This window comes from uncultured Bradyrhizobium sp. (assembly GCF_947648125.1).
Taxonomy (GTDB): Bacteria; Pseudomonadota; Alphaproteobacteria; order Rhizobiales; family Xanthobacteraceae; genus Bradyrhizobium.
On sequence record NZ_CANSMR010000049.1, the window covers coordinates 1 to 11,347 of the forward strand.

At 64.0% G+C, this 11,347-nt stretch carries 10 protein-coding genes; 7 read left to right on the plus strand and 3 right to left on the minus strand.

All coding sequences use genetic code 11. The features are described 5' to 3' along the window. Positions 1-219: 219 nt before the first annotated feature. The 3 genes from Q0030_RS38960 to Q0030_RS38970 are packed head-to-tail and all read left to right on the plus strand — an operon-like array spanning position 220 to position 3,018. Entirely contained in the window at positions 220-1,101 is an 882-nt protein-coding gene (locus tag Q0030_RS38960; RefSeq protein WP_298379977.1) for a branched-chain amino acid ABC transporter permease, read from the plus strand. Next, on the plus strand, positions 1,098-2,108 hold the full coding sequence (locus Q0030_RS38965) for a branched-chain amino acid ABC transporter permease (protein ID WP_298379980.1): 1,011 nt from the start codon (positions 1,098-1,100) through the stop codon (positions 2,106-2,108). The genes Q0030_RS38960 and Q0030_RS38965 overlap by 4 nt, the downstream gene beginning before the upstream one ends. Beyond that, a complete protein-coding gene (locus Q0030_RS38970; RefSeq protein WP_298379983.1) occupies positions 2,074-3,018 on the plus strand; it encodes a polyphosphate kinase 2 family protein in 945 nt (314 codons plus the stop codon). Before Q0030_RS38965 ends, Q0030_RS38970 begins: the two co-directional genes overlap by 35 nt. Positions 3,019-3,509: 491 nt before the next feature. On the opposite strand, the gene Q0030_RS38975 is transcribed toward Q0030_RS38970, so the two are convergent. Next, positions 3,510-5,705, minus strand: a complete 2,196-nt coding sequence (locus tag Q0030_RS38975) for a hypothetical protein (RefSeq protein WP_298379985.1) — start codon at positions 5,703-5,705, stop codon at positions 3,510-3,512. 276 nt (positions 5,706-5,981) lie between these two features. Continuing rightward, positions 5,982-6,407 carry a nuclear transport factor 2 family protein gene (locus Q0030_RS38980; RefSeq protein WP_298379988.1) on the minus strand — a complete coding sequence of 142 codons (426 nt, stop codon included), beginning with the start codon at positions 6,405-6,407 and terminating at the stop codon, positions 5,982-5,984. A 125-nt stretch (positions 6,408-6,532) separates the two neighbouring features. On the opposite strand from Q0030_RS38980, the gene Q0030_RS38985 reads away from it, so the two are divergent. From Q0030_RS38985 to Q0030_RS39000, 4 genes are all read left to right on the plus strand, one after another. Continuing rightward, entirely contained in the window at positions 6,533-7,102 is a 570-nt protein-coding gene (locus Q0030_RS38985; RefSeq protein ID WP_298379991.1) for an Ada metal-binding domain-containing protein, read from the plus strand. A gap of 412 nt (positions 7,103-7,514) precedes the next feature. Beyond that, on the plus strand, positions 7,515-9,077 hold the full coding sequence (locus Q0030_RS38990; RefSeq protein ID WP_298379993.1) for a 2-isopropylmalate synthase: 1,563 nt from the start codon (positions 7,515-7,517) through the stop codon (positions 9,075-9,077). Between the two features lie 184 nt (positions 9,078-9,261). Continuing rightward, the gene (locus Q0030_RS38995) at positions 9,262-9,474 is read left to right on the plus strand and encodes a hypothetical protein (protein ID WP_298379996.1); all 213 of its coding nucleotides are present in this window, start codon (positions 9,262-9,264) and stop codon (positions 9,472-9,474) included. Positions 9,475-9,692: 218 nt separating this feature from the next. Then, complete coding sequence (locus tag Q0030_RS39000; protein ID WP_298379999.1) at positions 9,693-9,842, plus strand: hypothetical protein; 150 nt, start codon at positions 9,693-9,695, stop codon at positions 9,840-9,842. Between the two features lie 106 nt (positions 9,843-9,948). On the opposite strand, the gene Q0030_RS39005 is transcribed toward Q0030_RS39000, so the two are convergent. After that, positions 9,949-11,331, minus strand: a complete 1,383-nt coding sequence (locus Q0030_RS39005) for an FAD-binding oxidoreductase (RefSeq protein ID WP_298380002.1) — start codon at positions 11,329-11,331, stop codon at positions 9,949-9,951. Positions 11,332-11,347: the final 16 nt, after the last annotated feature.

Here is an 11,347-nt window from a genome sequence, read left to right on the forward strand (position 1 = left end):
GCGTATCTCGGGGTATAGGATGATTGATTTGGTCGGGACGATTACCGCGAGCACGCTTTACTCCCTCTCCCGCTTGCGGGGGAGGGCCGGGGTGGGGGTGTCTCCACGAGTCGAATTGCGGAGAGAGCCCCCACCCGGCGCGCTTCCGCGCGCCGACCTAAGAGCGAGCTTTGCTCGTCTCGACCCCCGCAAGCGGGAGAGGTAAGAAAGGCGGCAGCGATGCAATCTTTCCTCGACATCTTCGACATCTACCTGCTGGAGGCCGTGATCAACGGCATCCTGCTCGGCGGCGTGCTGGCACTGTTGGCGCTCGGGCTCAACCTGATCTTCGGCGTCATCGACGTCACCTGGATCTGCTACGCCGAGCTCGTGATGATCGGCATGTACGGCATGTACTATCTCGTGCAGGTCTTTCATTTGCCGTACTGGGCGGCCGCGCCGCTCGTCATTCTCCTGGTGGCGCTGCTCGGCGCCGCGCTACATTTCTTCGTCATCGCGCCGCTGTTGACGGCGCCACCGATCAACCAGCTGCTCGCCACCGGCGGCGTGCTGTTCATCCTGCAGAGTTTCGCCACCGTCGCCTTCGGCATCGACTTCCGCAATCTCGGCATCCGCCTGCCGGTGCTCGCGCTCGGCGAGATGAATTTCAGCTACGCGCGACTATTGTCGTTCGGCGCGGCGCTGGTCGGCATGATCGGCGTCTATCTGTTCCTGACCCGCACCTTCACCGGCACGGCGATCCGCGCCATCGCGCAGGACCGCCAGATCATGCCGCTGATGGGCGTCGACCCCAAGCGCATCTATCTCGTGACCTCGGCGATCGGCGGCGGGCTGGCCGGGCTCGCCGCCTGCCTCCTGGTGCTGCAATATGACGTGCATCCGTTTGTCGGCCTGTCGTTCGGACCGATCACCTTCCTGATCTGCGTGCTCGGCGGCCTCGGCAATTTCATCGGCGGCTTCATCGCGGCGTTCGTGTTCGCCGAGATCATCTCGCTCGGCGGCCTGTTCTCCGATCTCGAATGGGGCTACGTGCTGGCGTTCGCCTTCTTCATCGTCATGATGTTCATCCGGCCCGCGGGCCTCTTGGCGAGGCGCTCGTGAACAGACAGGCCGCCGGCTGGATCATCGCGCTGCTCGCGCTCGTCGCGCTGCCCTTCGTGCATCGCGACCCCTATCACCTGCACGTGCTGGTGCTGATTTTGATCTGGTCGTTCGCCTATACCTCGTGGTCGATCATGGGCCGCTTCGGCCTGGTCTCGCTCGGCCATGGCGGCTTCATGGGGATCGGCGCCTATGTCACCGCGCTGCTGTGGAATCACCTCGGCGTCTCGCCCTGGATCGGTATTCCCCTCAGCATGGCGACCGCGGGTGTGCTCGCGCTCGTCGTCGCCTATCCCTGCTTCCGCTTCCGCATCACCGGGCATTATTTCGTGCTGGTGACCCTGGCGCTGTCGGGCATCGTGCTGCAGGTCATCACCGCGACCCGCGACTATACCGGCGGATCGCTGGGCTACACGCCGCAGCGCGCCCCGAGCGGCGAGGGGCTGTTCGCGCTGCAATTCGACGACAAGATCACCTGGTATCTGATTGCGCTCGCGGTCTGGGTCGCAGGCCTCGTGATCTGGCGCGCGATCGACCGCAGCATGATCCGCCATGCCATGGAGGCGATCTCGGAGGATGAAGATGCGGCGGCCGCGGCCGGCGTCAACGTCACCGCCGAGAAGCTGAAGATCACCTTGATCAGCGCGTTGATGACGGCGCTGTCCGGCGCGCTCTATTGCCAGTACCAGATGTTCATCTCGCCCGACACCGTGAGCGGCATCGCGGTTTCCCTGCAGATGGTGTTCGCGGCGATCGTCGGCGGCGTCTATGTCGCGCTGGGACCAACGGTTGGCGCCGTCATCACCATCGTGCTGGCCGAGGTGCTGCGCATCTCGTTCGGCACCAGGGCGGTCGGCTGGGACAATCTGGTCTATGGCGTGCTGCTGGTGCTTTTCATCATCTTCCTGCCCAAGGGCATTCTTGGTAGCGTGATCGACCGGATCAAATCGCCACGCAAGCCGTCGAGAGGCCATGAGCAGCAAACCGTCCCCATCGCTCGCCGATGAACTGAAGCCCTACGTCGCGCCGTTCCGCTTCGACGGCTCGGGTGAATTTCACCTGAAGTCGTACCCGACCGCCGAGAAGGGCGGCATCGACAAGGACGCCGGCGGCAAGATCATCGAGGTCAACCGCAAGCGGCTCAACGACTTCCAGGAGAAGCTCTACGCCCAGGACCGCTGGTCGCTGCTGCTGATCTTCCAGGGCATGGATGCCGCCGGCAAGGACAGTGCGATCAAGAGCGTGTTCGAGGGGGTCAACCCGCAGGGCTGCGAGGTCTCCTCATTCAAGCAGCCCTCGACCAAGGAGCTCGACCACGATTTCATGTGGCGCGCCATGATCGCGCTGCCGGAGCGCGGCCACATCGGCATCTTCAACCGCTCCTATTACGAGGAGTGCCTGGTGGTGCGGGTGCATCCCGAGGTACTCGGCAAGCAGAAGCTGCCGAAACGGCTAGTGACCAAGGACATCTGGCGCGAACGCTTCGAGGACATCTCCGCGATCGAGCGCTATCTGTCGCGCAACGGCACCATGATCCTGAAATTCTTCCTGCACGTTTCCAAGGAGGAGCAGCGCCGGCGCTTTCTCGACCGGCTCGAGGAGCCGGCCAAGAACTGGAAGTTTTCGATGGCCGACGTCACCGAGCGCGCACTGTGGGCCAAGTACCAGGCAGCCTACCAGGACATGATCCACCACACCGCGACCGGAGACGCGCCCTGGCACATCGTGCCCTCCGACCACAAATGGTTCGCCCGCGTCGTGATCGGTTCGACCATCGTCAACGCGCTCGACAAGCTCGAGCTGAAATTCCCCGAGGTCGACAAGGCGGACCTCAGCGAATTCAAGCGCGTCCGCGCGGCGCTGGAAGCCGAAGGCAAGGGCGGCGCAGCCGAAAAGAAGGCGCCCGCGAAGAAGTAGGCTGCGCAAAAGTGGCGGGGCGGTTTCCCTTCACTCGTGGCCAACTGCGATCGGGAACCATCCTCACCGTCGTCCCTGCGAAAGCAGGGACCCATAACCACAACCGCCAATTGTTGGCCGATGCTCGAACGACGAGTCCTGCGACAAGGTCCGCCGCGGCGTATGGCTCCCTGCTCCCGTGCGCAATTGCGCGCCAGGCAGGGACGACGTGTTGGAGGAGCCGCGGACTCAACAGCGGGCGTCGCGACGGATGGCCGCAGGGAAGCGGCTTTCCGATATGCCATGGCCTCGGAGCGTCTGCGCGATTTCGGAATAATGGAAAATATGACTGATTTGCCCGACGTGTCAAGCTGCCATGTCGAACGCCGGCAGCCGCCGGCTACTGTGCATGGGGTTGTTTTCGATATTTTGGCAATATGCCCCTGCGACGGGGTGAGGGAACCCTAGGTGTGTCCCTCACTCCCGTGCGGCATCAACCGCACCAGCCCTCGCTAGCCCTTCCGCGACGGCATCCAGGCGGACAGCAGATAGAAGCCGATCGCGACGATCAGGAGATAGCGGAAGCCGAGCAGGGTCGAGCAGGACTCGGCGAGGCCGCCGATCACAGATCCCGCGATGTTGGATCCGAACGCCTGGTCGGGATTGGCTTCGTCGCGGAACGAGCGGGCGAAGATCACGCCGGCGAAGAACATCGGGCCGAGCGCCAGCGCGCACGGGATCACGTAGCGCCAGACGATGCCGCCGCTGAGGAACGTGTCGAGCGGCACCAGCACCGAGACCGCCAGCAGCGCCAGCAGCCCGGCATAGTGCCGCGCCAGCCGGGTGGACGGCACCTTGATCACGTACAAATTGGCGGCGAGGATCAATAGCAGCGCGGTGAAGAACACCGCCGAGTTGACCAGCCAGGTGCTGCCGAATAACAGCGCCATCTGCACGACTGCCTTGGTCTCGAGCAGCATGAAGGCCGCGCCGAGGAAGAACATCCGGTTGTTCGGCCGCCAGGCGCCCTTCGGCTTGAACAGATAGACGAGGCCAAGCCCGAGCACGCCGAGCAGGATCATCGAGCGAACGGTCAGATCGGGGATCAGCCGGCCGCTGACATAGAGGAACGGCCAGTCGTCGCTGGTCGATTGCTTGGCGCCTTCATTGTCGACCACCAGCTTCGCCGGCGCCAGCGGCACCCAGTCGCCGTGCTGGGCGGCAGCCTTGTCCTGTGGCTTCTCGAAGCCGTCGACCGCCAGGTTTTCCGGCGGAATGCTGTTCAGCCAGAACTGGCCGCGGTCGCGGAATGCGGTGGAGATGCGCGGATTGCAGCCCGCGATGATGGTGGTGAAGCCGACCGCTTCGGACGAGGTCAGCGTTTCCTTGTAGGGCAGCGGCAGCACCAGCGGATCGCAGCCGAACACCTGCTTCGCCATCTCGGCGACCCGCTGCACGATCCAGCCCTGGCGATAGTAGTTGTACATCACGAAGACGCCGTCCTGCTTCAGCACGCGGCGGACGTCCTGGAACGCCTGTTCGGTGAACAGATAGCTTTCGAGACGGATGTTGGCGTAGCCGCTGTGCAGGATCAGCGAGTCGACGAGCGCATACACCACCAGATCGTATTTGCGTTCGGTGGTGCGCAGGAAATGCCGGCCGTCGTCGAGATGCGGCACCACCCTCGGATCCTGATAGGGCTTGTCGGGATGGTTGTGGATGCCGATGTTCTGGATCACGGGATCGATCTCGACCGCATCGATGCGCTCGACGCCGAAGCGCAATGCGTGCGCCAGGTCGTTGCCGGAGCCGGCGCCGATGATCATGACGTCCTTGAACGGCGCGCCGCCGCTGTGTTTCTGCAGCAGATGGATCAGCGAATAGGACGAGCCGCGTTCGCTGAACGGCATCATTTCCTGATGGCCGATGCTGTTGACGGTGATCACGCCGTTCGATTTGTTGAGGTCGACGGCGTAATAGGGCGACCAGCGGATGTCATGGCTGCCGGAGCGATCGGTGTAGTAGGCGGTAAATCCCACCACGACGATGATCGTTGCAAGGCGCAGGAGCGACAGCGCCTTGTCCTGGTAGAGCAGGTAGACGATGCCGGCGCAGCTGATCCCGAACCAGACCACCGGCGGCGCCTGCGCGAACGACAGCAGCGAGAACCCGACGATGCCCGCGAGGCTGCCGCCGATATTGAGCGAATAGCCGGCGACGCGGTTGGGGTAGGCGTCGAAGGCGCGGCCGAGCGTCTGGCCGAGGCCGACGAACATCAGCGCGATCAGCACGAAGAACAGCCCGGCGATCGCCTCGATCGGCACGACGAACTTGGCGAGATCAGGGTTGCGATACTCGGTGCCGAAAAACACTTCCTGCGGCGAGGCCTGATGGCCGACGTCGACCGCGAACTGGCCCCAGTTGGAATACAGCATCATGATCGTGACCACGGCAGCGAAGGTCACGAGGGCGAGCCCCGGAAACAGCGCAAGCCAGTTGGTGGTCCGCCGCGCGGCAAGGCAGCCGCAGGACATGCCGAGGAAGGCCGCGAGCAGCACGATATTGGTGAAGAATTGCAGGAACACGACCTTGGCCGAGAACCAGCGGATGCAGGCGAGTTCGAGGAACAGAATCAGGAATCCGACCAGGAAGAGATTGAAGCCGGCTTGGCGCTGATTGGGCCCATCGGCCAGGTTCGTCGTGGGCATGATCCCGATATCTCCTTAACCAACAAAGGACGCGCCCTTAACACCCGGTCGCCGCCGGCACACTAGATGCAACCAGTTGAGCAAAGATTGATTTACCGGGCCGCATACGCGCCGCGGCTGTCGCCGCTGCCACGCACGGAGTCATGGTGTAGGAAAGGTTTCGCTGCGGGCGTGCCATGCCGGGTTTGTCCCGGCGTCGATTGTCCATGTCAGGAACGAAAGGGGGGAGGGAGCCCTTTCGGCGGCGCGTCCCTCACCAGTCGGCAATGGCCGTCCTCACACCGCTTTTTCTCCAAACACCATCTGCCAGCCCTTGCGCGTATCCATGTATTCCCGCACCTGCTTGATGCGGCCCGCCTCGACCACGAACACGAAGCAGTAGTCATTGTCGTAGCGCCGGCCGTCCGGCAGTGTCGCGCGCATGCGCTCCTCGACGATCACGCTGTCGCCGTCGGCATGAACGGCGCGGAACGCGATATCGATCTCGGTGAACAGGCGGTGCATCTCGGTCGAGATGAAGCGGGCGATCGCATCCGCGCCGATCATGTGATCGGTGTGATCGAGCGCAACCGCCGTGGCATTGCGCACCGGCGCGATCCATTCGGCATCCGGTGCGAACAATGCAGCGATCAGGTTGGCGTCGCGGGTCCTGAACGTCTGCCAGGCATTGAGGACGGTTTCCTTGGCGGTCGGGGTGGTCATTGCGATGTCTCCAGGGGTGATCGATCGGCTCGATCTAGGCCAGCGTTGCGAGCCGTGCTGGCCGGAATCGGACCCCATCACCGCCGGCCCCTTTCCCCGATCGCGCGATGCGGTAGTCTCAGGTCATGCTCAGCTTCGAGGTCTGCAACGCTGCGCGGCTGCGGCGCGACGCGCACTATGACGGCCGCTTCTTCACCGCGGTGAAGACCACCCGGATCTATTGCCGCCCGGTCTGTCCGGTGAAGCATCCATTGCCGCGCAACGTTAGCTACTACCCGACGGCCGCCGCGGCCGAGGCGGCGGGCTATCGGCCATGCCTGCGCTGCCGTCCCGAAACCGCGCCGTTCTGTCCGGCGTGGAACGGCACCCGCTCCACGGTTGCGCGCGCGCTGAAGCTGATCGATGGCGGCGCGCTCGAGCGCGGCTCGGTTGCCGCGTTGGCCGACCGGCTCGGCATCACCTCGCGCCACCTCGGGCGGCTGTTCGAGCGCCACGTCGGCGCCAGCCCGCAGCAGGTGGCGACCACCCGCCGCGTGCAGCGCGCCAAGCGCCTGATCGACACCACCGACGATGCGATGACCGAGATCGCCTTCCGTGCCGGCTTCGGCAGCGTCCGCCGTTTCAACGCCGCCTTCGCCGACCTCTACGGCCGCTCGCCGTCGAGCCTGCGCGCGTCCTCGCGCGGGCGGAGGTGAGGGGACGGGACAGGCAGAGCCATGCGGGTACGATAGGTCAACCCCACTGACCATCTTTACCCATTGCGGCGGCTCGCCATAATCGTCTAGAACGGCGGCGTCCAAGCGCTCCCGGCAACCAACCGTCAACGGTTTTGCCCGAGGATTTCGGCGCTCAACAGGGTCTGGCAATGCTGATTCGCGGCCAAATTGATGGGATTTCGGGGGAGGTGGCCCAGGCTACCGCCACGATCCCGGCCGCACGGCCCACCCTGCTTATTGGCGGCCTGCTTCTTACCTGCCCCTGAGGGCCGGCTGGGCGTTTGCGCCTGGGCACTCAGGGGTTTGTACGAGATCACCGGACCCTGATATCGCCCAAGTAATTGCTCAAGGAGCAACATGACGGGCGCAAAAGCTTAAAGGAATTTCTGACATGGCCACCGCGAACAAGTCCGACAAGGACCGCGTCATCATTTTCGACACCACCTTGCGCGACGGCGAGCAGTGCCCCGGCGCTACCATGACCTTCGAGGAGAAGCTCGAGGTCGCCGAGTTGCTGGACGATATGGGCGTCGACGTCATCGAGGCGGGCTTCCCGATCACCTCGGAAGGCGACTTCCAGGCGGTCAGCGAGATCGCCCGCCGCTCCAAGAACTCGGTCATCGCGGGCCTCTCCCGCGCCCACCCGGCCGACATCGACCGCTGCGCCGAAGCCGTCAAGTTCGCTCGCCGCGGCCGCGTCCACACCGTGATCGCGACCTCGCCGCTGCATATGCGCGTCAAGTTGAACAAGACCCCCGAGGAAGTCATCGAGACCTCGGTCGCGATGGTCGCCCGCGCCCGCAACCAGATCGACGACGTCGAATGGTCGGCCGAGGACGGCACCCGCAGCGAGATGGACTATCTGTGCCGGATCGTCGAGGCCGTGATCAAGGCCGGCGCCACCACGGTGAACATCCCCGACACCGTCGGCTACACCGTGCCGGAGGAATACACCCACTTCATGCGGACGCTGATCGAGCGGGTGCCGAACTCCGACAAGGCGATCTTCTCGGTGCACTGCCACAACGACCTCGGCATGGCGGTCGCGAATTCGCTGGCCGGCATCGTCGGCGGCGCGCGACAGGTCGAATGCACCGTCAACGGCATCGGCGAGCGCGCCGGCAATGCCGCGCTGGAAGAGATCGTGATGGCGATCAATGTGCGGAACGACAAGTTTCCGTACTGGAACAAGATCGACACCACGCAGCTGACCCGCGCTTCGAAGGTAGTGTCGGCCGCCACCTCGTTCCCGGTGCAGTACAACAAGGCGATCGTCGGCCGCAACGCGTTCGCCCATGAGAGCGGCATCCATCAGGATGGCGTGCTGAAGGACGCCTCGACCTACGAGATCATGCGGCCCGAGATGGTCGGCCTGAAGCAGTCCTCGCTGGTGCTCGGCAAGCATTCCGGCCGGCACGCCTTCGTCCACAAGCTGGAGGAGATGGGCTACAAGCTCGGCGCCAACCAGCTGGAAGATGCCTTTACGCGGATGAAGGCGCTGGCCGACCGCAAGAAGGATATCTACGACGAGGACATCGAGGCGCTGGTCGACCAGGAGATGGCCGCCGCGCACGACCGCATCAAGCTGACCTCGCTGACCGTGATCGCCGGCACCCATGGTCCGCAGCGCGCGACCATGAAGCTCGACGTCGACGGCCAGATCAAGATCGAGGAAGCCGAGGGCAACGGCCCGGTCGATGCCGTCTTCAACTGCATCAAGCGTCTGGTGCCGCACGAAGCCAAGCTGGAGCTGTACCAGGTCCACGCGGTGACCGAAGGCACCGACGCGCAGGCCGAAGTCTCGGTGCGTCTCGCCCACGAAGGCCGTTCGATGACCGCGCGTGCCGCCGATCCGGACACGCTGGTCGCGTCCGCCAAGGCCTATCTCGGCGCGCTGAACAAGATCGTGATGAAGCGCCAGCGCGACGTCCCGGCGACCAAGGTCGCGGGCTGACGGTTCGCTCGATCAAAGCATTCGGAAAACGCGGCGCCTTGGCGCCGCGTTTTTCGTTTGGGTAAAGTTCGTAGAGCGGGTTAGGCGCAGCCGTAAACCCGCCACTTGTTGCGCGCACCGAAGACGGCGGGTTACGTTTCGCTAACCGCCGTACAGTTCTGCCTCGAACCGCATGGAGTGCATCGTGAACGTTCCTCCGATCAGCTTTGTCGACAAAGACTCCGGAGACGAGGGGGTTGTGCTTGTCCGCGTGACCGGAGCCGCAGTCGGACTGGCCGTCTCGCTGCGAAAGAACGGAGATATCGAGGTCGTATTCGGAGCAGAGGAGTTGGATCGCATCATCGGCGCGTTGGAAGCGGCGCGTTTGGCGCTTCATGCGCGGGGAGAGGCTCGATAGTTTGCAGGGCGAGTCCGTAACCCGCCGCCTGTCGCGCAGACCGAAGACAGCGGGTTACGCTTCGCGACCTGCCCTGCGTTTCGCGCATTGGATTCGAATTCGTCTTTTTGTTCAATTCTTGGAATCATTTCCCAATAATCCGCCGGATCCCGCACCGCTTTGGAATCTTCACCGCCATCTCCAGCGCTACCCTGCGGTCTTTCCCGGGGACGCCGCCCATGCCGCTTGCCTCCATCGACGTCGACAACATCGCGCGTGCCGCCGATCCGGACACGCTGGTTGCCTCCGCAAAGGCCTATCTCGGCGCGCTGAACAAGATCGTGATGAAGCGCCAGCGCGACGTCCCGGCGACCAAGGTCGCAGGCTGACGGTTCGCTCGATCAAGACATTCGGAAACGCGGCGCCTCGGCGCCGCGTTTTTTGTTGGGTCACCTTCGCGAAGCCATCACCTTCGCAATATCGCGGGCCGCTGCATCAGGCGGCAGGCCTGATGTTCTGGTTGACCCGGAACAGATTGGCGGAGTCATATTTGCGCTTCACCGCCGCCAGTCGCGCATAGTTGGACCCGTAGGTTGCCTTGAGGCGGGCGTCGCCCTCATCATCCATCATGAAATTCGGGTAGGCGCCGCCGAGGTCGAACGGGTGAACCGCTTCCCAATAGGCCTTGGTCCATCGGGTGAGCGGCCCCGCCTTTTGCGGATTCGGATCGATGCCGGCGATTACCATCGACCAGGTCGCATCGCGGCAATTCCAGGCGGTCTCGCCGTTGCCGACGCGATGCACCGCGCCGTTGATCGGGTAGAGATGCATGAGCGACAATTCGCTTGGCGTTTGCGCGGCCTGCTCGAGATGGATGTCGATCGCGGCGTCCGGCAGCGTCTTGACGAAATCGCCACGCCAATACCACTGCATGCCCTTGGGGTAGAGCCCGTCGAACATGCTCTGCACCGCCGGATACGGCATCGTCCCCATCCAGTTTAGCCACGGTGCCGGCAATGCGTCGAGCAATGGTGCCAGAGCCTTCTTGGCCGCATCCTCCGGGCCGTCGTAGCAGCACATCAGGAGGCAGATGGGCTTTCCCCAATGCTCTTCCGGAAACGGCGGACTGGACAGAACCGTCTTGAGCCCGAGGAAAATGCCGAGTTCCTCCGGTGCTGCCGGCAGGAAGTCGCGATAGCGCTGCATGATGGTGCGCGCCTGCTTCTGGTCCCAGGCGATCGGCCCGGCAAACACCGTGTTGACGGGGTGGAGCTGGAACACAAAGGAGGTGACGACGCCGAAATTGCCGCCGCCGCCGCGCAGCGCCCAGAACAGATCGGGGTTGTTGTCCTTGCTGGCGACGACGAAGCTGCCATCGGCGAGCACGACGTCGGCCTCGACCAGATTGTCGATGGTGAGGCCGTATTTGCGGGTGAGATAGCCGTGGCCACCGCTCAGGGTCAGGCCGGCGATCCCGGTCGTCGAGATGATGCCGGCCGGCACCGCAAGGCCGAACGCGTGCGTGGCATGGTCGACGTCGCCCTGGGTGCATCCGGCACCGACCCGCGCTTGGCGCGTAACCGGGTCGACGCGGACGCCCTTCATGGCTGAGAGGTCGATGACCAGCCCGTCATCGACGCTGGCGAGGCCAGGCCCATTGTGGCCACCGCCGCGGATCGCGATTGGCAGGTCATTGTCGCGGCCGAAGGTCACCGCAGCGATGACGTCGGCGACATCGGCGCAGCGGGCGATCAGCAATGGCCGCTTGTCGATCATGCCATTATAGAGCGCACGGGCTTCGTCGTAGTTGGCCTCGCCACGCTCGATGACTGTACCGCGCAGGCTCTCACGCAACTTGATCTTGGCTTCGTCACGCATGATCCTCTCCTGATCT